Origin of the sequence: Lancefieldella sp. Marseille-Q7238 (genome assembly GCF_949152215.1) — a bacterium.
Classification (GTDB): Bacteria; Actinomycetota; Coriobacteriia; order Coriobacteriales; family Atopobiaceae; genus Lancefieldella.
The window spans coordinates 1,570,285-1,592,927 of sequence record NZ_OX424407.1 but is presented as its reverse complement, the minus strand read 5'-3'; the positions used below and the strand labels follow the sequence as shown (position 1 = coordinate 1,592,927).

General features: G+C 53.1%; 20 protein-coding genes. 2 read left to right on the top strand and 18 right to left on the bottom strand.

Annotation, left to right across the window (positions count from 1 at the left end; translation table 11 throughout):
- Positions 1-64 precede the first annotated feature (64 nt).
- The gene (locus QM016_RS07245; RefSeq protein ID WP_282711429.1) at positions 65-2,401 is read left to right on the top strand and encodes a tetratricopeptide repeat protein; all 2,337 of its coding nucleotides are present in this window, start codon (positions 65-67) and stop codon (positions 2,399-2,401) included.
- Here the strand turns inward: QM016_RS07245 and coaE are convergent.
- From coaE to QM016_RS07210, 7 genes are all read right to left on the bottom strand, one after another.
- The gene (gene coaE / locus QM016_RS07240; protein WP_016477169.1) at positions 2,394-3,023 is read right to left on the bottom strand and encodes a dephospho-CoA kinase; all 630 of its coding nucleotides are present in this window, start codon (positions 3,021-3,023) and stop codon (positions 2,394-2,396) included. The two genes, QM016_RS07245 and coaE, sit on opposite strands and share 8 nt — an antisense overlap.
- Entirely contained in the window at positions 3,023-3,652 is a 630-nt protein-coding gene (locus QM016_RS07235; protein WP_016477170.1) for an ATP-binding cassette domain-containing protein, read from the bottom strand. The genes coaE and QM016_RS07235 overlap by 1 nt, the downstream gene beginning before the upstream one ends.
- Positions 3,649-4,341 (bottom strand): ABC transporter permease subunit, encoded by a 693-nt coding sequence (locus QM016_RS07230; RefSeq protein WP_282711428.1) that lies wholly within the window; start codon positions 4,339-4,341, stop codon positions 3,649-3,651. The genes QM016_RS07235 and QM016_RS07230 overlap by 4 nt, the downstream gene beginning before the upstream one ends.
- 100 nt (positions 4,342-4,441) lie before the next feature.
- Positions 4,442-5,464: a PhnD/SsuA/transferrin family substrate-binding protein gene (locus QM016_RS07225; RefSeq protein ID WP_016477172.1), complete on the bottom strand. Its 1,023-nt coding sequence runs from the start codon at positions 5,462-5,464 to the stop codon at positions 4,442-4,444.
- A gap of 123 nt (positions 5,465-5,587) precedes the next feature.
- Positions 5,588-6,643 carry a peptidase M42 gene (locus tag QM016_RS07220; RefSeq protein ID WP_282711427.1) on the bottom strand — a complete coding sequence of 352 codons (1,056 nt, stop codon included), beginning with the start codon at positions 6,641-6,643 and terminating at the stop codon, positions 5,588-5,590.
- Positions 6,644-6,727: 84 nt separating this feature from the next.
- Complete coding sequence (gene pepT, locus QM016_RS07215; RefSeq protein ID WP_282711426.1) at positions 6,728-7,993, bottom strand: peptidase T; 1,266 nt, start codon at positions 7,991-7,993, stop codon at positions 6,728-6,730.
- A gap of 11 nt (positions 7,994-8,004) precedes the next feature.
- Positions 8,005-8,808, bottom strand: a complete 804-nt coding sequence (locus QM016_RS07210) for a gamma-glutamyl-gamma-aminobutyrate hydrolase family protein (protein ID WP_016477175.1) — start codon at positions 8,806-8,808, stop codon at positions 8,005-8,007.
- A 275-nt stretch (positions 8,809-9,083) separates the two neighbouring features.
- Between QM016_RS07210 and QM016_RS07205 the strand changes: the two genes are divergently transcribed.
- Positions 9,084-10,688: an ABC transporter substrate-binding protein gene (locus QM016_RS07205; RefSeq protein WP_282711425.1), complete on the top strand. Its 1,605-nt coding sequence runs from the start codon at positions 9,084-9,086 to the stop codon at positions 10,686-10,688.
- A gap of 136 nt (positions 10,689-10,824) precedes the next feature.
- On the opposite strand, the gene QM016_RS07200 is transcribed toward QM016_RS07205, so the two are convergent.
- The 11 genes from QM016_RS07200 to QM016_RS07150 form a co-directional block, all read right to left on the bottom strand.
- A complete protein-coding gene (locus QM016_RS07200) occupies positions 10,825-12,858 on the bottom strand; it encodes an ABC transporter ATP-binding protein (RefSeq protein WP_016477177.1) in 2,034 nt (677 codons plus the stop codon).
- Positions 12,858-13,934, bottom strand: coding sequence for an ABC transporter permease (locus QM016_RS07195; RefSeq protein WP_016477178.1), 1,077 nt, complete (start codon positions 13,932-13,934; stop codon positions 12,858-12,860). The genes QM016_RS07200 and QM016_RS07195 overlap by 1 nt, the downstream gene beginning before the upstream one ends.
- 10 nt (positions 13,935-13,944) lie before the next feature.
- Positions 13,945-14,937, bottom strand: coding sequence for an ABC transporter permease (locus tag QM016_RS07190; protein WP_282711424.1), 993 nt, complete (start codon positions 14,935-14,937; stop codon positions 13,945-13,947).
- A 408-nt stretch (positions 14,938-15,345) separates the two neighbouring features.
- Entirely contained in the window at positions 15,346-16,239 is an 894-nt protein-coding gene (locus QM016_RS07185; RefSeq protein ID WP_016477180.1) for a site-specific tyrosine recombinase, read from the bottom strand.
- The gene (locus tag QM016_RS07180) at positions 16,236-17,885 is read right to left on the bottom strand and encodes a CTP synthase (protein ID WP_016477181.1); all 1,650 of its coding nucleotides are present in this window, start codon (positions 17,883-17,885) and stop codon (positions 16,236-16,238) included. The genes QM016_RS07185 and QM016_RS07180 overlap by 4 nt, the downstream gene beginning before the upstream one ends.
- A gap of 183 nt (positions 17,886-18,068) precedes the next feature.
- On the bottom strand, positions 18,069-19,703 hold the full coding sequence (recN, locus tag QM016_RS07175; protein WP_016477182.1) for a DNA repair protein RecN: 1,635 nt from the start codon (positions 19,701-19,703) through the stop codon (positions 18,069-18,071).
- On the bottom strand, positions 19,700-20,560 hold the full coding sequence (locus QM016_RS07170) for an NAD(+)/NADH kinase (RefSeq protein ID WP_282711423.1): 861 nt from the start codon (positions 20,558-20,560) through the stop codon (positions 19,700-19,702). The genes recN and QM016_RS07170 overlap by 4 nt, the downstream gene beginning before the upstream one ends.
- Positions 20,561-20,631: 71 nt before the next feature.
- Positions 20,632-21,435, bottom strand: a complete 804-nt coding sequence (locus QM016_RS07165) for a TlyA family RNA methyltransferase (RefSeq protein ID WP_016477184.1) — start codon at positions 21,433-21,435, stop codon at positions 20,632-20,634.
- A complete protein-coding gene (locus tag QM016_RS07160) occupies positions 21,435-21,764 on the bottom strand; it encodes an exodeoxyribonuclease VII small subunit (RefSeq protein WP_282711418.1) in 330 nt (109 codons plus the stop codon). Before QM016_RS07160 ends, QM016_RS07165 begins: the two co-directional genes overlap by 1 nt.
- 2 nt (positions 21,765-21,766) lie before the next feature.
- Positions 21,767-22,270: a transcription antitermination factor NusB gene (gene nusB, locus QM016_RS07155; protein ID WP_282711416.1), complete on the bottom strand. Its 504-nt coding sequence runs from the start codon at positions 22,268-22,270 to the stop codon at positions 21,767-21,769.
- Positions 22,271-22,272: 2 nt separating this feature from the next.
- The gene (locus QM016_RS07150; RefSeq protein ID WP_016477187.1) at positions 22,273-22,638 is read right to left on the bottom strand and encodes an Asp23/Gls24 family envelope stress response protein; all 366 of its coding nucleotides are present in this window, start codon (positions 22,636-22,638) and stop codon (positions 22,273-22,275) included.
- Positions 22,639-22,643 lie beyond the last annotated feature (5 nt).

Genomic DNA, 22,643 nt, shown 5'->3' with positions numbered 1-22,643 from the left:
TGAATACGGTAAAATTGATACCCATATGCACACAATCCATTCAACCGTCTTAGGGAATCGTACTATGTCTTCAGGGCTTCCTTCTTCCAGCACACCGTCGCCAAAACGTCCCTACAACGCTTTTGAAAAACTGATCTTTTTTGTTTTGGGCACCATGAGTATCCTCGTCGGTCTCTCGCAATTGGTTGAACTGCACGTCTCCGGCAAGCTATTGATACAAGCTCTTCTGCTTATCGCCTTTGGCATCGTTCTCCTCGCTATCCTCATCCGGAACAAAAAATCTGCCAACCAAACTGCCGCTCTTTCAGACAGCACAGATCAAAACGACTCCGTCAATCACTCATCGGGCATATTTATACAGGCTCCTACCAGCAGGAACTCTTCAGCCTTTGATTTGACTATGTCCCGTTCAAACAATATCCCCGCTTCTCTGAAAGATCTAGTCGATACCGGTCAGCTTCAAAGACCCGAGCTTCAAGAAATACTTGCTACATCCGGGCTTCTCGCCCCTCACCGCGCCCCCGCTACAAAGGGCTACAAATTTCCCAAGAATCAGCGGTATTGGTTCAATGCGCAGACAAGTGATTTTACTGAAGACCAATACAACGATTTTATTGCCCTTGAAGCCACCCTCAACCTCGCGGATGATATGGAAGCACTTCCCGCCAATCAAAAAAGCCTTACCGTACAGCAAAAAATTCTGATTACTTTAAGAAATACCCTCAATGCAACTCCTCAGCCATCAGAATATCTTCCCGCCGGCAAAACGTCTTTGAATGGAGCGACCGATTGGGATACGCGCTACTATGCAGCCAACTATTTTGATACGCTTCATCTGCCCTTCAGGCAGCCGATACTCTTTACCTATGACGAAGAGGTCTCGACTATCATCATTGACGCCAAGACTCCCGCGCCGCGAGCGTTTTGCTTTGCAACATCTGAGAAAAACACTCAGATTTCCTATGCGCGGGCGTACGCCCTGCGCGCGGCTATTACTCTGGCATATGGCCCTCTGAAACATCAAGGTATTGCTCGTGTTGTTGTCAATCAGTTTATGAACGAGAATATCAGCCATCCTCTTCTGTCCTATGACTTTGACCTCAAAGCGCTTGAACACCTCATTTCCGAGTCTCAAGATCCCTCCGTTGACACTACCGGATTTCCTCAGCAGTCCTGCATCCGTTATAGTCTTGATGAAGAAGGCTGGTTCACGCCGGTGGAGCCTTTTGAGGAGCTCAATGACCCTGCAAAGAAGCACCCCTTACTCTATGCCTCAGCTGAGACGCGCACAGAAGAAGCGCCTCAAGAGATTCGAGAAATCACCGGCGCAAAACGTATTTCCGATCTCGGGTTTCGAGAGGATAGCAATCGCATAGACGCGTGGAACGCAGTCATTTCACAGCTCAGTGATTCAACGGCAGATGCGGTGGCATTGTTTAGAGGCGCGCAAGCGTCAGCCACAGATACCGCTACCATGGAAGCTTTTTCCCGCGTTATCCAGGCGCTTGTTTCCGGCGAAGCTGATGTGGGCGATAAGCGCGAACTTGCCCACATTTTTATGTCAGGGTCCGAGCTGGATGCCGCCATTGCCCATATGAACGAAGTCTTTGATGCAGAAGATGTCAGCATAGAGGCTTTTACCGCGTCTATGAAAGCCCTTGAGGCAAAACTTGAACCTATCGTGAGCTTGGGAATCTATCTTGACGATACCGACTCCGTCTATCGCTATTTTGACTCGATTGCCGACCGCATTGACTATAATCGGGCATTTTCTTCCGATCCTCGTACGGTCATTTTGGTTCCCGATGCCTACTACAATGCGAATGCCCTGCTCGTTCGCGCCTATAACCAAGTTGATAAACCGGAAAAAGCACTTGCATTTGCTGAGGAATGCGTCCGCATAGCGCCTCTCAATACCGACGCGTTCCTCTATAAAGATCGCGTCTTGCAAGATCTTTCTCGCAATGCAGAGGCTGCAAAAAACATTTGCGAACTTATTCCTCACCAGCTTCGCCAATATGACATAGCGCTCCTGTATTATCGCCTCGCCTACCTTGAATGGCGTCTTGGTCGCGGAGATATCGCTGTCGCCTGCTATCAGCAGGTATTGAGAATGAACACTGAGTATTCTCAGCCTGCCCAACAGGAACTCAGCGATCTTATGAAGACCGATCCAGCACTTGTCACAATTGATGAGAGCAGACTTGATGAGTTTTTAGAGACCCATGGTATCCCCGTTGATAATCAAAAAGCACGTTATGATATTTTGCTTTCCGCAGCTATCGCGTGCACAAATAATAAACTGTACACACCGGCATCATTTTTGACACGCCAGGCGCTTGCCATCAAATTTGACGATGAGATAGAGTCGGTGCGCCTCTCCTTAACAGGCTTTATTTAGTGACTTCACGGGACTGTAACCGTCCAGTCAGCCTGTCCCACCAGGCGTCAATCTGTGCCACAAGAAACGCCTCGTCCCGGGCGTTATCAATAATTGTATCGGCTTGCGAGCGCAGATATTCATCTGACGGCTGAAGGGCAACGCGCTTCTTAAAATCCTCTGCGCTCACTCCCCTGACACAAGCGCGCTTCTTGCGAAGTTCATAGGGACAAATTACCGCGACCACTTCATCTGCCTGAGGAATAAGGTCCTCTATACGATCAAGCAGAGGAACCTCGACAATGCACACGTCACAAGCTTGTGCCGTACGGCGTTCCATATCCAACGCTTCCATCAGATAGTTCTTAATAAAGGGCAGCTCAATGTCTTCAAGGCTTTGGACACCCTCGGGAGTCGCAAACGCGCGTGCCGCAAGCTCTCTGCGATTAATCTCGCCGGTGTTTGGGTCAAGCAGATCCTGTCCAAACGCCTCAGCAAGGGCGCGCGCGCAATGAGAACCGGGTGCAAGTACGTCTCGGGAAACCTGATCGAGGTCAAGACGTCGAGCGCCCTTTTTTTCAAGCATACGCGCTACTGTTGACTTGCCTGACGCCATGCCGCCCGCAAGAAAGACCGTATACATCAAGACCCCCAAAGCTCAAGACGGTTGATTGTGCCGAGAAGTGCCGCGTCTTCTTTTTCGTGCGTGACCCAAAGCAGCGTTTTGTCCTCCAGATACGGCAACAGAAAACGCATGACCTCCTGTTTCGTATGATAGTCAAGCCCTGTAAGCGGCTCGTCAAAGAGCAAGACGTCAGCATCGGCCATCACGGCTCTCAACACGGCGACGCGGCGTCTCTGACCGCCGGAAAGCTCCGCTACAACACGTTTGTCAAAGCCCCCTAAACCAACCTGAACAAGCGCATCCGAAATACGCCGCTCGAAAGCAGCTTTTTCCGTTCGTCTGAGCTGAGTTTGCGCCAGAGAGATATTCGCCATCACACTTAAATTCTCGCACAGACGGTCTTCCTGAAAGACCATCGCTACCCGCTGGCCACACGCGCTCGGCACATTTGAAATGCTTCCCTCATCAGGTGTCTCAAGGCCCGCGATCATTCGTATAAGCGTAGTCTTACCAACGCCTGATGTTCCAAAGAGCACGTTCTTCTCGCCAGCACGCAGAACAAGCGAGACGTGATCAAGTACGCAAAGCGTTCCGAATGATTTCGAAACCCGGTCGAACACGATGTGGCCTTTGGTATCAAAACTCATGGACGCTCCTCTATCCGCTTGACAAGGCGCTTGATGAGATACGAGAAGCCCTTTTCTACCAGCACGCTCATGCAGATAATAACTATTGTCCATGCGAAAAGACTGGACGTGTCAAGAAACACTTTGGCATGGTACAGCTCTTCACCGATGGAACGGCTCGGGATAGCGATAACTTCGGCGGCAATACCCGCCTTCCAGCAAAAGCCCAGCGCAAGCGAGGCCGCGGCTTCAAAGTACGGAAGCACCTGCGATAGATAAATCGAACGAACGCGCACTAAGGGTCGTATCTGAAAAACGTCAGCCATTTCAAGGAGCTGCGTATCAGTTGCTTCAAGACCCTGCAGGAGGTTGGTATACATAATGGGAAACGCCAACAGATGTGCAACGATTACTGAAAGATAGGTCGAATGTACCCATACCAAAAGCAAGATAATGAACGAAGCCACGGGCACCGATTTGACCGTAGCTACTACAGGAGCCATCAAAACTCTGACCAGCCGCAGGCGATACGCCGCAACCGCCATAAGAGTGCCAAACACAAGCGCGCTCAAAAATCCGCAGGCGATATGCAGCAATGAGTGGGTGATAGTTGACCAGAAATCAGCTTCAAAAAGCAGCTCACTAAGACGCTGCAGCGTCTCAAGCGGAGAAGGTAGAATAAATTGCTGTCCGACAGCTAAAGCAGCCACCTGCCACACCAAAAGCCAAAACAGAACAGAAAGCAGGCGACTTGCCCATAGGGAAAACCGGCCTGCCTGAGATGAACGCTGTGGTTCAAAGTGTCCCTTGTTATTTATCTGATCCCGCGCCAAAGTAAAAATCGTCCTCCGGAAGCTTGCCACCTACCGCCTTTTGATCAGCATCAGCTAAAACCTGGAGGTAGCCGGAAAGGGTGTTTTTCATGTCGTTGCCAACAATATAGGTGATATTACACTTAGGAAGAGCGATTTTAGCGACCTTTTCAGGAACGATATCAGCTTCGCCAATGAGTTTGGCCGCCTCATCAGTATGGTCATGGACGAAGTCGACCGAATCTTTATAGTGCGAGAGGAACTGAGCGACCGCGTCAAGGTTCTTCTCGGCAAAACTCTTTGAAACAATAGCAGTGCCGGTAACAAGCTCAGAGGTGGCACCTGTGGCTTTCCACTCGGCTCCAAGGTCAAGAGCCTCGCGGATGCTCTGATCCTTAGTCTGCGCAACGGTTACAAACGGCTGAGGCAAAAGAGCAATGCCATTCTCGTCTTGCGCAAGGGCTGCTACGCATTCGGCATGTTCGCTTTTCCACTCCACCTGAACGTCTCCACCAAGCTTAAGGCCGTTCTTTTCAAGAATGTAGGAAAGCACATATTCAGGAGAAGCGCCTTTGCCTGCCGCATAGAGGGTCTTTCCCGCAAGGTCAGCAAGTGTCTTGATGGCGTTTCCACGCTCAACGATATACAAAACGTTCAAAACGTTGACACAAAGAGCCTGCACACCGCCTTTTGTCTTGTTGTAAAGAACCGAAGCGAGATTAGAGGGTATCGACGCGATGTCAACATCACCCTTTGCAACCTTCGCCACTATTTCGTCGGGAGAAGCAACGATATCAAAGGTGTAGGTATTGTCCGAAACGGCTCCCGCCTTAACGTCACTCATGAACTTCGCAAGACCCATAGCCGTGGGGCCTTTAAGCGTTGCAACGCGAACGTCAGTCGGTGCCTTTGTTTTTGTGTCTACCGCGCTGTTGTCAGCTGTACTTTCCTGTTGTTTGCAGCCAAAAAGCATGGCAGTAGGGGTAAGTGTCGCAAGTTTGAGAAATGACCGTCTGTCCATAAACCAGACTCTCCTTTCACATGCACCTTGGAGTCGCGTTGTGCGGCTCAAAGGATCTGGCATAAGCCGTTACTCTGTGTATCAAACTGTAGCATGTGCATATGGACGCTGTACTCTTGACACTTAATCACCATATCCAAGCACATAGGCGTGGCACAGGTTCTCCGTGCCAACAAGCGCGTCCATGTGCGTGCGCTCGCGACCATGCGTGCTGAGAGTGGCCGGTCCAAACGCGCCGCTCTTCAGGTTGTTTCCCGCAAAATACGAAGCGTTCGCATCAGTTGAAAAATGAAACGCTACCTGTTGGTTCCATCTGCCTGGCTCGAGGACCTTCTCGGCGCACCGAATAAGGCGGTTGGAAAGGTTCCAATCGTAAGGTGAGCGGATGTCGGAAACAATAACGCCTACCGAATGCTCCTCAGAAGCGTAGTCGGGACCGATAAGCGTTATATCGAGAGAAACATATTCATCTACTACCGTGGGCAAATACGCGCCGCCATGACCGATCTCCTCATAGATAGGAAAGGCAAACAATGTGTCGTAAGCGGGTTGAGTCCCTGTTTGCGCCAGCCACTTCATAGTATGAAGCTGCGCCGCCACGCACGCTTTGTCGTCAAGAAAGCGCGAGATGATATAGCCGTTGTCATACGCGATAAAATGCGGGTCAATGGCTGCCACAGCACCTTCCGATACGCCAAGCTTACGAGCGTCTGCAGGAGATTTGACATCGGCGATGAGCGAAACCGCCATGGTATCCTCCGTGCGCTCCATAGTCTTGGCGTCCTCAAAAACGTGTATCGAATGGTGATTGCAGATAATCTGTCCGTTGACTGAAGAGCCATCACGACAAATGACATGACAGGTCTCACCCTCGATGCTGTGGTAGTTAATGCCGCCGAGCTGCCGCACGCGAAGCGTTCCGTCATCATTGAAACCGCGAACAACAAGACCGATAGTGTCAAGATGCGCGTTCACCCCAACAGTTTTCTCGCTGCTGGCACCCGGAACTACCACATAGGCTGTCGCCTTGTTGTCGACCTGCATCTCATAGCCAATGTCCGCAAGAAGCATTTTCAAAAGCGCGTGAATCCGATTGTAATATCCAACGGGGCTGTCGCATGCGATGAGTTGACGTGTCACCTCAAGCAGATAGTCGGTATCAGTTTCAAAGCGCTGCATGAGAACTCCTTTTTGACTGGAACAAAATGTGTGGATAGGTAGAGCAAAAGGGACACAGCAGGAACATCCCGGCGAGAAACCCTGTTACTTCCTCTTTTGGGGCCTCGCGTAGAGCGCGACAAGCACTTGAAGCATATCGACCATAGCCTCAAGCTCGGGAACGGGAACAAACTCTCGCACGCCATGAGCGTTGTAATAACAGGCGGACAGATTCGCGCAGGGGAACCCGCGAAACGACAGCTGTGAGCCGTCCGTACCGCCACGCATAGGAACGCATGTCATCTCTTGACCAATCGCCTCATACGCAGCTCGGGCGTTTTCAATCAGATGCTCATTTTCGGGCAGCGTTACAATGTCGGCCAGATTATGATATTGATCGTGGATAGCAAGCGTCAGTACTTCGGTGCCAAACTGGCTGTTAATATAGGCAGCTGCGTCACGCATGAGTTGTTTGCGCAGCTCCAGCTTTGCCTGGTCATGATCGCGAATGATGTAATCCGCCAGCGCTGATTCACAATCTCCCTGCATGCGCTCTACGTAGAAGAAACCGTCATACCCTTCGGTATACTCAGGACGATCTTGCGGCGGCAGCAGCTGATGGAAACGCATGATAGCCTCGCTGGCGTGCACCATGATGCCCTTTGCCGTCCCCGTGTGTACCGAAAGTCCCTTCGCACGGACGTTGACCTCGGCAGCGTTGAAGGTCTCAAAGCAGAATTCACCAAGCGGCCCACCATCAATGGTATAGCCATACGCGGCGCCAAAAGCGTCAAGATCGAGAAGCGCTGCGCCATGGCCAATCTCCTCATCCGGAACGAACGCGACAGCAAGGCGCGGATGCGGAAGTTCTGGATGCTCACGCAGGCGACGCAGGAGACTGACCACCATAGCCACGCCCGCCTTATCGTCACCGCCGAGCAGCGTAGTACCGTCAGTAGTTACCAAATCCCATCCGACCATATGCTCAAGCTGTGGATTTGTTGCCGGACTCACGGCAACCTCCGCTCCGTCCCGGTCCACACCGATGATGAGCGTATCCCCCTCATAGCGAACCACACGCGGATGCACGGGCGAGCCGCACGATTGCCATGCCGTATCAAGATGACAGCAAAATCCAAGTACCGGAAGATCTTCAGCGCCGGGACTCGCGGGCCAGTGAGCCGTCACATAGGCGTGTTTGTCGATGGTAGCGTCTTCGGCCTGCAGAGCCTGCAAATCAGTCGCTACTACGCGTGCCATTTCATGCTGAGACTCCGTGGACGGAACCGTGTCGGCAGTAAGCGGATCTGATTGCGAGGCTACCTTGCAGTAGCGAATAAAACGTTCAAGCACATCGCTATGGTGAGACATAATATCCTTCCCTACAATCGCGAGCTGCGATACGTGCGCGCCGCGTCGATGAAAGACTTCCAAAGCATGCAGTCGGCCTTGCTGTATTTCCAGCCGTATTCGGGATGCCACTGAACGCCTACCATCCATCGCCTATCGGAAATTTCAGCGCCTTCAATGATGCCGTCAGTCGAATGAGCCACTACACTCAGACACGGCGCGACCTTACGCAAAGCTTCATCATGGTAGGAGTTGGCCTGAATGCACTTCTCGCTGCCAAGCGCATGGTACAAAAGCGAATCTTCAACAACCTCCACCATATGGGCGGGAGCGGTAAGGTCGGCAATGTGGGACCAGTAGGTATGGCCGGAAGCGGGCGCCGGCAGTGTACGAATTTCTTGGACGAGCGTGCCACCGAAGACGACATTGAGCAGCTGAAGTCCACGGCAAATGGCAAAGAGCGGTTTGTCGGCTTCGTAAACCTTTTTCACCAGCTTAAATTCGAGCACATCGCGACGGGGATTCAAGCGTGCAAGGTCGCGAGGCTCTTCTCCCCAATTGCGCGGATCAACGTCATGGCCACCAGGCAAATTAAAGCCATCGCACATCTCAACGTACCGGTCGATAACAGCGTCATCATCAGTCAAGGGCATCATCACTGGAATGCCACCTGCCGCGAGAATAGCATCCATCTGCACCTCGGCGATGGACTCTCCGTCAGAAAATCCGGGTTCTTTCATAAAGCGCGGCGTCAGGCCAATGAGCGGCCGATCATGTACGGGAACAGCCGCGCTTTCCTTGAAAACCTGCTGAGCAAATACTGGAATGTCAATCATGCCTTCTCCTGAATTTTTTGCGTGCTCATGACTTTACTGCAAATCTTCACCCTCATGGCCGGCAGGCAAAAATTGCATGGTTCATCGCTTATTTTGTCGATAAACCGTAACAAAAACTTTGCAATCGGCAGAAATTCCTAGCGCAGGTTGGGTATTTAAATACAACTTACGTATCCTTGTACGTGAGGCTTTTCGTCAGACTTTCCTGCACGCGAGCATCACGCAAACGTGAGTTACTCACATGCGTACGCATTGCCCACCTGAAAGGTATCCTTATGAACTCCTCACTTAACAGCCTCTCCCGCCGCAGCTTTCTCAGCGGCTCTCTCGCAGCCGCAGCAGCGGCAGGCTCAGCCACGCTTCTGTCCGCGTGCGGCACCGGTGATGGCGCAGGCGACGGAGACAAGCTCATTCTTACGTTTGGCGTCAACAATCCCAAAGTCACCTTTGACACGCAAAAAACCTCCGGTTCCATCGGCGTTTCCGAAGCTGTCGGAGAATCCCTGCTCAAGCTCGATCCGGAAACCAAAGAGATTGAACCGTGGCTCGTAACCAAGCTGCCCGAGGTTTCCTCAGACGGACTCACATACTCCTTTGAGCTGAAAGAGGGCGTCAAGTTCCACGACGGATCCACGCTCAAATCTTCCGATGTAAAGTACTCTTTTACTCGGATGTTTTTGCCGGACACAAAGGCAACTTCAATCGATTCGTATGTGTACATCGAAGGCGCGCAGGATATTATCGATGGCAAGACAACCGAGCTTTCCGGCATCACCATCACTGATGACCGCCATTTTGATATCAAGCTTACCCAGCCCTATTCAACGTTCAACGCGCTTCTCGCTCAGTTCTACGCTTTCATCTATCCCGAGAAGAGCTGCTCAGAAGCGGGCGAAAAATGGGGGTCCGACACCACGTTTTACGGCACCGGTCCCTTTAAGCTGGTGTCTAACGACAATACAACCGAAGTTGTACTCGAAGCCTTCGCTGACTACCATCAGGGCAAACCAGCCCTCGATGAGCTGCATTTTTCTTACATCGATGACGGCAATACACGCATGCTGAACTACAAACAAGGCACCATTGACCTCACGTTTATTAATCAAAACCTGGTTCAGCAGTTTAAAAATGACACGGCGGTCGCTGATCAGATTGTCTACTACAATCCCGCGTCTACGCAGTTTGTAAACCTCAATCTTAAAAACGAGTACCTCTCAGATGTGCGCGTTCGCCAGGCGCTGTCACTTGCCCTTGACCGCCAAACCTTGTGCGACACGGTTCTTTCCGGCGCCGCTCAGCCTGCTACTTCATTTATCCCGGCGTCTGAGACGGGCAACGACTCTTCACTTGAAATCTTTGAATATAACGTTGATACGGCAAAAAAGCTGCTCTCTGAAGCCGGCGTGTCAAATATTACGCTTGACGCCCAGGTTCGCGCGCAAGACCAAAACCTCATGGTGGCTATCCAGGACGCCTGGAGCAAAATCGGCGTCAATCTCAATGTTTCCGTTATTGACGCGGGCGTATGGAGTGAATCGCGCAAGAATGGAGATCTTCAGGTCACCCTTGTTACCTGGTCAACTCTCTCATTCCAAGGAGTTGAGCATATGGGCTCCTATTTCCGCTCCGATCGAGCGGCTCTTAAGAGTTCTTTCTACAGCAGCGAGAAGTTCGACCAGTTGGTAGACGCCGCTCGCCTTACAATCAACGATCCCGACAAGGTCATCGAGCTCACCAAACAAGCCGACGCGCAGCTTACCCGCACCGATTACGCGTGTCTACCCATCGACTGGACCCAGATGCCGTATGTTCTCAATAAGAAATTCACCGGCCTCAAGGTGCTCGTCAATCCACTCTTTGGCGAGGTCAAGAGAGCATAGAATTACTGCTCTCTTGACCTCCCTCCTACTCAGCTTGATTTTTTGTATGCCCCGCCGGTCCCCTTCACCATGCAATTCGGCAGTCCTTGTACCGTGCTAATGTGCACCGTGCTATTGGATAGCCCTTGTGAGCGCGCTAGTCGATGGCAATATGCGTAGCGGGAATCAGCTTGCCATCCTTGTAGATAAGACGCTCGCGCGTACGCTCAATCTTGGGATCGGGAATAGGAATCGCGGAAAGCAGCGCCTTAGTATAGGGATCCTGCGGATTGTTGAAGACATCCTCAGTCTCGCCGTACTCCACGATTTTCCCTAGGTGCATAACGGCAACCGTATCAGAAATGTGGCGAATAACCGCCAGGTCGTGCGCGACGAAGAGATACGAAATCTTCAGCTGAATCTGAAGGTCCTCAAGCAAGTTGATAATGCCAGCCTGAATGGAAACGTCAAGCGAGGCAATAGGCTCGTCAAGAAGCAAAATCTTGGGATTGGTTGCCAGAGCGCGGGCAATAGCAATACGCTGACGCTGACCGCCGGAGAACTGAGAGGGGAAACGGTCAACATAGTCAGGGTTAATGCCGACAAGTACCATAAGCTCGCCAATGCGCCTATTGATATCGGCGTCCTTCCAGCCCTGAGCTTTCAGAGGCTCTGACAAAACGTCGTAAATGGGCATACGAGGATCGAGAGAACTCATAGGATCCTGGAAGATAACCTGGAGATCCTTGCGAACCTCACGACGCGCTCGGGCAGATCTGAGCTCGGAAGTATCCTTTCCAAGCACCACAATACGGCCATCTTCAGGCTTCAGAAGATCCATAATTTGCATGAGCGTCGTAGACTTGCCCGAACCTGACTCGCCGACAAGGGCCAGTGTTTCACCCTCGTGAATTTGAAAACTCGCATGGTCGACCGCCGTCATTGTACCCTTCTCGCGGCGGATAAAGCCTTTGCCCTGGACGGGGAACGTCTTGGTAAGATTTTCTACCTCAAGCACAATCGGACGCTCAGAGCGCGGTACATCCACCCACTTAGGTAGCAGGGGTTCAAACTCGGGATACACCTCTGCGTAGGTGAGATTCTTTTTGCAAATCTCATCCAGACGATGGCAAGATGCAAGATGACCCTCGGAAGCATTTGCAGGTGTCAGCTCAGGCTCAACCGCACGGCACTTCTCGGTTGCCATAGGGCAACGCGGATTGAAGGGACAGCCTGAAGGAATGGCTACAAGCGAAGGCGGATTGCCCTTAATGGGAACGAGGCGGTGCTCCGCAGGTAAGTGCGGCTTTGGCACGGCGCCCAAAAGACCCATAGTATACGGATGCCGTGGCTCAGCAAAAAGCGTATCTACGCTTGCACGCTCAACGCCGCGGCCCGCATACATAACCATAATGTCATCAGCGGTGCCTGCGACGACGCCAAGATCGTGCGTAATCAAAACGACAGCCGCGCCCGTCTCTTTCTGGGCGACTTTCAAAACATCGAGAATCTGTGCCTGAATCGTTACGTCAAGAGCGGTAGTAGGCTCATCGGCAATGATGATGTCGGGGTTGTTGGCAATGGCGATAGCGATAACCACGCGCTGACGCATGCCGCCGGAAAACTCGTGCGGATACGCATCTAAACGCTCTTCCGGGTTGGTGATGCCAACAATCTCAAGAAGTTCAAGGCAGCGCTTACGAACATCAGCCTTTGGCATATGGGGATTGTGAGTCAAAAGAGCTTCGGCAAGCTGATCGCCGATAGTAAACATCGGAGTCAACGCGGACAGAGGATCCTGGAAAATCATGGAAATCTTCGTGCCGCGAAGTTTAGACATCTCCTCGTCGGTTTTGCCGAGAAGCTCCTCATCACCGAGCTTAATCGAACCGGTGACATGCGCGTTGTCATCAAGAAGACCGATAAGAGAAAGCGCGGTAACTGACTTTCCGGAACCGGATTCGCCAACGATGCCGAGGGTACGGCCGCCCCAAAGGTCAAAGTTTACACTACGGACGGCATCGACACGACCGGCCTCAGTGTTAAAGGACACCTTGAGGTCGCGAACGGTCATGACGGGCGCGCCCTGCGGAGCGCCTTTCGGCCCGTTGGACTCAAGCAGCTCATAGCGAAGAACGTCGTCTACCGCGCTGTTCTTCTCGACCGTTTTATTCATATCAATATCAGCCATTACGCACGCTCCGTCATATCTGTACTCATATCGGCCTCGCCTGTGGTTTCAGACGTTTTGGCGTCAGCTTCATCATCGTCATCCTCAACCATGCCGGCTGCGCGTGAATAGGGATCGAAGGCGTCGCGAAGACCGTCGCCGATAAGCTGCATGCTCACGCAGAGAATGATAAGGACAACGGACGGGATCAAAATGAGCCAAGGCGTGGAGAGCATCGCCGAAGAGCCGGCGCTCAAAAGATAGCCGAGCGATGTATCGGGAGCCTTGATACCGAGACCCAAAAAGCTGTATGCCGTCTCGGAGTTGATACCGCCGATGACGCCAAGAACCGTGTCGATAATCAGAATCGAGCCAAGGTTCGGAATAAGGTGGCGAATGATGATCTTAATTGAAGGAACGCCCATGTATTTAGCGGCCTTGACGTAATCGCGCTCACGGAGCGACAGCGCCATCGTACGCAGGGTACGAGCATAGCCAATCCAGCCAAAGGCGGTCATACCCACGATAAGCATGACCCATCCGGTTGTACCGGAGGCCGCGCGAACAATCATGGCAACCAGAAGGAAGCTCGGAATGACCATGAGCATGTCAAGGATCCACATGCCAATCTTTTCGGGCACGCCGCGGACATAGGCAATGGCGGTACCAATGACAGCCGCGATGACTGACGTCAGCAGCGCGTATGTGATACCAATCGTCAGCGAGCGGCCAAGACCGTGTACAACGCTGGCAAACAAATCAATACCCGCGCCATCCGTACCAAACCAATGGTTGGCGTTGGGCGCCTGATTGATAGCCGCAAAGTCCGGATCGATATAGTTATGCGGGGTCAGGTACTTACCGAAGAGGGCCACAAAAATCAAAACTACCAGAATACCCAAACCGATCATGGCGGAACGCTGGCGCAAGAAACGGCGGCCAATCAGACCGAAGTAGCTGATGCGCTTAACTTCACCTGAACCAAGCGAGTCAGCCTGAAGTTCAAGCTCCGCGTTGGTCATCTGACCATTATTGACGGTGGTAAGAGCATCGGATTCTTCCGTTGTTGGAGCAACTTTTTTTGTATCGTTAGCCATTGCTGCCTCCCTAGCTCATCTTGATTCGCGGATCGAGCGCAGCCGCAAAGAGATCGGCGAGAAGCGCACCCACGAGCGTACATGCAGCGGAGAACGCGGCGACTGCAACGGCGCCATGAATGTTGTTATTGTTGATGCAGTTGATGAAGTACTCACCAAGACCGTGAATAGCGAAGATTTTCTCGGTCATAACGGCGCCGGTAAAGATACCCGCAATAGAGAAGGCAACGTTTACCGCAGTAGGAATTAAGGACGCGCGCAGAGCGTGTCTGCGGATGGCCTGCTTGCGGGTAAGTCCCTTTGCGCGAGCCGTACGCACATAGTCAGCGTGCATCTCATCAAGAAGGTAGGTGCGTTGCGTAAGGTGATAGCCAACCGAACTGACAATAGTCAAAACGAGCGTTGGCAGGAAGATGTGCTGTAAGAAGTCAAGAAGCCATTCGAAAAACATTGGGAAATCTCCACTGGAAAGGCCCGTAACGTAGAAGATTCTGTTGCCTGCAAGGGCGTTGATCTCGATTGCCGCAAAAACAATGAGAATGGCGAGAACAACCGTCGGAATAACCATAAAAAGCGATGCCACGCCACTGAAGAAGCGGTCCTGCCATTCGTATTGCCGCTGGGCTGTATATACGCCGAGTCCGACGCCTATGAAAATAGACAAGATAGTTGCCAGCGTCAGAAGCTGAACAGAAGCCAAAAACTTTGTGCTCATCTGCGTATTGATGGAACTGCCATCAGGAGCCATGCCCCAGTTGAAGCTGGTCACAACACCAGTAAGCCACTTCTGGTAACGCTCGATAATAGGAGTCTTGTCGTTCAAGTTAGTTTTATACAGCGACTGCTCAATGGATTCCTGAGGAGGACGAGGAGTACGCTGCTCATAGTTAGAACGAGGACTCATGAACGCGGACGCAAGAAAAAACGTAAGCGACGTCGCAACAAAAATCATTACGATATAGCTCAGCACCCTTTTAGTTAAATACCAGGCAAACCGTGCCATTTACTCTCCTTACCGCCAGCGCTTGCACAGATGCAAGCGAGGAATTTTCGGAATGGCAATCGAACATTTCCAACGATTTCCGACACACACGACACTTAGCGCCTGCAACGCTCGCAAACACTAAACGGCAATTTTATCACGAGAGTCGCTCCAACGGCCAAATTACTCAAAGAAAAATGACCATGTATGCTTCCCTCGAAATAAAATCGCTTCTATGATGACAGCATCTTTCTGCTGTTTTGCCGAGAAACACCCATTGTTTACCTTTGGGAAATGTTTTGCCCGTCATGCTGCAACGGCCTTTGCTGCAACTATCCTCGCTGTAATGACCTTCGCTGCGGCGGCCTTCTTACGTTCAAACTCCAAACGCAAAACGAGTGAAAGGACAAGAAAAAAACCTGAATGTCACTAACGGGCACGAGGATGAGCGCTGAGGTACACGTCGCGCACATGCGTGCGATCGACATGCGTATACAGTTGCGTTGTGGAAATGTCGGCGTGGCCGAGAAGCTCCTGTACGGAGCGCAGATCCGCGCCGCCCTCCAAAAGATGCGTCGCAAACGAATGGCGCAGCGTATGGGGATGCAAGTCTTCGATTCCCACCGCACGACCGTACGCGGCCACGGAACTATGAATCCACTGACGAGAAAGGCGCCCTCCTCGACGATTCAGAAACACGAACGGCACCTCACCGTGGATAAGAAACTCACTGCGAGCGCCTTCGAGATAGTCTCGCAACGCTCTTTTCGCAGTTCCAAAAATAGGTACCGTACGTTCCTTGGAACCCTTGCCAAAGACGCGCAGCAGCTCTTCATCGAGAAGAACACCGCGCGTCTCAAGGGCGCTCAGCTCACTTGCGCGAAGCCCACAACCATAGAGCACTTCAAGCATAGCCTTGTCTCGTATGCCACGCGGACTCTTCTCAAAAGGCTGGTCCAAAAGCTCCGCGGCCTTCTCGCGAGATATAACATCGGGAAGCCGAAGCGCCCGCGCGATTGTTGGAAGGTCATCGGCGGGAGACGCGGCACAGATTTGCTCGGCAACCAAAAACCGGTGGAAATTGCGGATAGCCGCCGTATGCCGTTCAACAGATGCCGGCGCAAGGCCAATATCGCGCAAAAGCGCAATGTACGCCTCGATAATCTGCTGCGTCACATCGCATGGATCATCTAGTCCCTGGTCCGAGAGCCACTCAACATAGTTAGTCAAATCGCGGGCGTACGCGTCAAGCGTATTGTCGGAAAGGCCGCGCTCGACGGAGGCGTAGGCGAGAAATTCTTTACGCGCCTGAGTGAGATTCATGACCGGCTCGCCACATCATGACGCCCTGCTCCTTCATGATGCGCAATCGCGGCACGGGCAAACTCACGGAAGAGCGGCGCGGGAGAGGTGGGGCGACTCTTGAACTCAGGATGCGCCTGAGACGCCACAAACCAGGGATGCACGCTCTCAGGCAGCTCTATCATCTCAACAAGGCGCTCATCAGGAGAGACACCGGAAATCACCAGTCCCGCGTCAACAAGCTGACGGCGATACGCGTTGTTAACTTCAAAACGATGGCGATGGCGCTCATAGATAAGCTCATCTCCATAGGCTTCAGACGCAAGGGTGTGTGGCGCAACCTTACAGGGATACGATCCCAGGCGCATCGTACCTCCCTTATCGGTAATGTCTTCCTGGTCGGGCATGAGATCGATGACGGGGTATGACGTTTCAGGAGCAAACTCAGCTGAATTGGCTCCTTCCAAGCCGGCGACATCACGCGCGAACTCAATGACCGCCGTCTGCATGCCGAGACAGACGCCGAGATAAGGAATGTTTCGCTCGCGTGCGCGGCGGATGGCAACCATTTTACCCTCGACTCCACGGATACCAAAGCCTCCGGGAACCAAGATGCCGTCAGCGTCTTTAAGCTCTGCTTCAGCGCTTTCCTCCGTCAACTCTTCTCCGTTGACAAGGCGAATGTCCATGTGACGCCCGTAGAAAATTCCAGAGTGATGCAGCGCTTCAATCACCGAAAGATACGCGTCGGGAAGCTGTGTGTACTTGCCCACCACATAGATGCGGGTAGCGTCTGGAAGAGCATGCGCCGTATGCATTGCAGACGTAAACGACTCCCAGCCAGACAAGTCAGAAAGGCGAGCCTCAAGGCCAAGGCGCTCGCAGACCTTGCTATCGAAGCCCTGCTCTTTAAGGTGCGAGGGAACGTCATAGATTGAGGGAAGATCGTTATTCTCAAACACGCAATCGGCGTCAACATCGCAGAAATTGGCGATCTTCTCGCGAATAGATGCGTCAACCGTATGACTTGAGCGGCACACGATAAAGTCCGGCTGTATTCCCATGGAACGCAGCTCCTTGACAGAGTGCTGCGTAGGCTTTGTTTTCACCTCATGAGCAGCGGCAATGTAAGGCACAAGCGACACGTGGATGATGGCGACGTTTGCCGCGCCACGCTCCTTGCGGAATTGACGAATAGCCTCAACGAACGGCTGAGACTCAATATCGCCAATAGTGCCGCCAAGCTCAGTAATGACCACATCGGCATCGGTCACTTCCTCAATGCGCGCAAAACGGGCTTTAATGGCGTTGGTGACATGAGGAATCACCTGCACCGTGCCGCCGAGAAAATCCCCTGCACGCTCACGCTGAATGAGCGACTGATAGATGAGGCCCGTGGTAAAGTTTGACTCACGCGTAAGGTTCTCGTCAATGAAGCGCTCGTAATGGCCGAGGTCAAGATCGGTCTCCTTGCCGTCCTCAGTCACAAACACCTCGCCATGCTGAAACGGACTCATAGTACCGGGGTCAACGTTCAAATAGGGATCAGCCTTTTGCATCATGACCTTATAGCCGCGGGCTTTGAGCAGACGACCCAGAGAAGCCGCGGTAATGCCCTTGCCCAGCGAAGAAACGACGCCGCCTGTTACAAAAATATGCTTGGTCATGAAAATCTCCCGTACTCGTGGCAGGGCCAGCCGGCGGTGCCAAAACGTTTCTACGGGTCTCTATACTATCGCGTTGTCTTAAAAAAGAGGGCGAGAAAATCAATCACACCAACACAAAAACAGAGACGCTTCTGTGTCTGTGCGCCAAGTATCTCCGCGCCCCAGCGCTTCTTGCCTTCAGTGCTAACGCGTCTTCGCTGCAGCGCTCAGCATTTCGCGGGCATGCGCCCTTGACGTCTCCGTCAGCGTTCCGGAAAGCATGCGTGCAATCTCCTCCACACGATCTTCTCCCGTGAGTTCTTCCAGAGAGGTCTCAGGGGACATATCCTCTGATTTTTTTACCAGATAGTGGCGCTCGCCCATAACAGCAATCTGCGGCACATGCGTGACCACTATGACCTGATGCGTTTGGGCAAGCCGCGCCAGCACCTCCGCAAGCGCTACAGCAGTGGCTCCTCCGACACCAGCGTCCACTTCGTCAAACACAAGCGTTTCACAGCCATCTGCGGCTCCAAGAACCACTTTACAGGCCAGCATTACGCGAGAAATCTCACCGCCAGACGCAATCTTTCGCAGCGGGCGGGCGCTGAGCTCCGCGCCCGGCTTGTAGAGAAGCTCCACACGACTAGGACCGGCCTCAGTCCACTTGAGGCGCTCCAGGCGGTCTTGAGCCACCGTAATCTCCGCGCTGCCCATCTCCAGGAAGGCCATCTGTTTGGTAATCGCTGCGGCAAGCTGAGGGGCAGCCTGCGCCCGCAAGACGTCAAGCGCGTCAGCTGCGGCCGCAAGGTCCTTCTCGGCAGCCTCATATGCCTCTTGAGCGCAAGCAAGGCGCTCGCCTCCGTCCTCGCACGCGCTCACCACTTCCTGCGCCTCTTCAGCACGGCGAAACACGTCCTCCATCGCAGGACCGTAAGCTCGCATAAGACCCTGAAACGCCGCCGCACGAGATTGCAGGCGCTCAAGCGTCTCGCTGTCAATCTCCAGCGAATCGATGTAGGATCTTAGCTCGGAAGCGCTATCCTCAAGATCGATGAGCGCAGATGAGAGCGATTCTGAAAGCGCTGCAAGCTCCGCATCAAAGGAGGCGACGCCACGAAGCGCCAAAAGCGCCTGCGTCAGCCTGTCCGCAGCGCCATCGTCATCGGAAAGCGCGGCATACGCACCCTGAGCCGCCTCCAAAAGCGCTTCCCCATGCTCAAGACGGGGCAATTGCTCTTGGAGCTGCTCATACTCCCCTCGCTGTGGATTGACCTCTCCGATTTTTCGCAGAACAAACGCAGCCTCGTCCAGTTTGGCGTCCGCCGCACCGCATACCGCACGCACGCGTTCAAGCTCCGCCTTTGCGTTTTTTGATGCAGCGAGAAGTACCCGCCACTTGTCAAGCGCTTCCTGCGCCGGCGCGCCAATCCATGAGTCCAGAAGGTCTATATGGGTATGTACGTCCAGAAGACGCTGATGCTCATGCTGACCGCACAGGTCAACGGTTGCGCCGACCTTCTCTGCAAGCTCGCGTACCGACGCCATATGACCGTCGATTTCCACGCGGCCACGACCGTCCGACTGTACGCGACGGCGGACAATGGTTCCCTCTTCGTCGGAGTCGCCCAGAAAGAAGCGGGCTTCAACCTGCAGTTCATCCGCACCTTCGCGCACCATCGTCGTATCGGCGCGCTCCCCTACCAAAAGTTTTATGGCCGAGAGCAGGGCCGTCTTGCCGGCGCCCGTCTCGCCTGTCAGTACGGTCAGCCCAGACGCAGGTTCAATTGACGCTTCCTTGATAAGCGCCACATTTTTTACCGCAAGCTCATCAATCATGAATTGTTAGCCTTACCGTAAAACACACGAGACACCGAGCGGTAGAAACTTTGCGCGCTTCTATCAAGCAAGATGATGTCGCCAGGTCCACGTTTTACCGTAGCAGAAATACCCGTAGCCTCAGTTGCATGGGCTATATTTTGCCCATCGGCAAAGAAGTGACGGCACGCCGGCCTTTCGCGCGACATGGTAATTTCAACGATGTCCGACGATGAAGTCAAAAAGGCGCGCGCCATAATGGTGTGAGGAGCAACGGGCACGCATGACATGCCGGTAAACTCAGGAGTCACAATAGGACCTCCTGCGGCAAGCGCGTAGCCGGTAGAACCCGTAGCTGTGCTGACAATAAAGCCATCTCCGCGCAGGGTGTCAATGTAGTTGCCCGAAACCGACACGCTGAACTCAATCATATCGCCGGCGCCGCCGCGAGACACGGCAAAGTCGTTCAGCGCAAAGCTCTTCTCGGTATGAAGCGAGCCGTCAGGAGCCTCGTACACCGATTCAATTTCAAGGGTCGCGCGACGGGACGCGTGCAACTCACCTGCCAAAGCGTCGGCGATTGTCTCAAGCATCTCATCAGGTGTGGCCGATGTCAAAAACCCCAGATGACCATAGGAAATGCCCATAAGCGGAATTTCGGAATACCCTACGATACGAGCTGCGCGCAGAAGCGTTCCGTCGCCGCCCAGCGATATCACCAGCTCACAGCCGAAAAGGTCCACCTGCTTTTGAGGGAAAAGTTTTTTGTCGTGAGCCCAGACAACATCGCAGCCCTGCTCACCGAGCCATTCCTCAAGCATGTGAGCACCCTGCACGGCAACTTCACGCGAATAATTTGGGACAAGAAGAACTTTCACGGATAACCCCTCTCCGAACCCAGCGCCGGGATACGACGCCTCTGTCAAAGAGTATAGCGAATACCTTCTGCCTACACACGAACAACTGTATGCTTTTCCACGACCGCCTTCAGGTCCAGCACGGCCGGCTTGACGCCCTTTCTTCCAAACAACAGGTACTCCACGTTGCCTTTTGCTCCGTGAATAGGACTTTCACACGCCGCAATCGGGCCGAGACCCGCTTGCGAGAAGAGCTGTGCGACTCGCGTAAGCGCCGCAAGGCGCGTCTTTGCACTCGTTACAACGCCGCCGTCATCAACCTCGGTTTTGTCCGCTTCAAATTGAGGCTTTACCAGCGTAATGAAAGCTCCTGTTGGCTTGAGCGTCACAAGTGTCGCGGGCAGGATGTGCGCGACTGACGTAAATGAAACATCGCATACGGCCAAATCAAACGAAGCCTCATAGCCAAGGCCGGGAAGCGCCGTTACGTTGGTACGTTCCAGCAGTTTGACACGCACGTTATTTCTCAGCGACCAATCAAACTGAGCGTAGCCAACATCAACGGAAGTTACCTGCAAAGCACCTCGCTGCAGCAGGCAATCGGTAAAGCCGCCGGAAGAAGCTCCTATGTCAAGACAGGTCAGACCCTCCGGGCTGACATCAAAGGCATCCAGCGCACGCTCAAGTTTAAGTCCGCCGCGGCTCACATACGGAAGCGTATGCCTGACATGCAAAAAAAGACCTTCTTCCACAAGCTCTCCGGCAGAAGTCAGTCTTCTTTCGTGTGTGGAAACATCGCCTGCGAGAATGGCACGCAAGGCGGTTTCTGTATCGGGAAACAATCCCTGGCGTACCAGCTCCGCGTCAAGGCGCCTCTTAGATGGGCGCTTTACCACTAGAGCTCAGCGCTTTCTGTTGATGCAGCGCTTTCTTGGGAAGCGTCATCTGCCTGGGTGTCTACCTGGGTGTCACCGGGCTTCTTGCCACTGTCGGCAGGAGCCTCAGGAGTCTTTTTACTATCGATAAGACGCGCCTCTTCTTCAGGCGTAAACTCAGTCGTATCGACCATCTCTACCGCCTTGGAGCCAAGAGCGATAGCTTCGTCAAAGAGGTCAAGCGAGTGTTCAAGCGAAATATCTTTACCGCGCACCTGACTGACAATGTCATCCAGGCGGTCTGTAATCTGATCGAATGTCCGGTAGGCTGAAGTATCAGGCTTAGCCATGGCTACTCGTTCCTCTCCTGAAGCGGCGACTCTTCTTGAGCCATGGACTCTTCGCTGTTTGCCGCAAGACGAGCAAACTCATAGATATCCTTACCCTCCGCCATATCGGCTGCCACGCGGCCTAAAATGCCGTTGATAAAACGGGGGGACTCGTCTCCGCCGTACGCGCGCGCAAGCTCAACAACCTCGTTGATGGTCACCGCCACGTCAACGTCAGGAACTTCAAGCATCTCATAGAGAGAAAGACGCAATAGATTTCTGTCCACGGACGGCATGCGTGAGACGCTCCACTCACGCGAATAGGCACGCAAAATAGCGTCGAGGGCGTCCCGAATACCGTCAGTGCCGCAAGCAAGCTGCTTGGCATAAGCATCCAGGGGCCCTTCGGAAAGCACATACTCCCCCGCAAGAACCTCAGAAACCATGCGATCGGTCTGCTCGGCCTGAAACAGAATCTGAAGCGCCTGGCTTCGAGCCAGCGTCCTGCCAAAGAACTGAGTGCTCAAGCCTACTCCTTGGGGAACACGAGGCTGTCGATATACACGTCAACCGCGGAGATAGAAACGCCTATCTGCTCGTTGACGGCAGTCGCTACAACGCCGCGAACGTCGGCGGCGAGCTTGGTAAAGGGATAGCCGTAAAAGACCGCGAGATGAACGCCAATACGAAGCGTATCGTTTTCCACAACGGATTCAACGGCCTTACCAGGCGCCATGCTCTTATTGGTAAAGACATTGATGAGATTGGAGGCAATGGTATCGTTTCCGCCAACGGAAGCTACACCGGCAACGTTTCCAGCCGCATGTGACACAACCGCAGAAACAACGTCCTTTGATATACCGATTCCCGCAATGCGCAGTTCGTTATCGGCCATGTAAA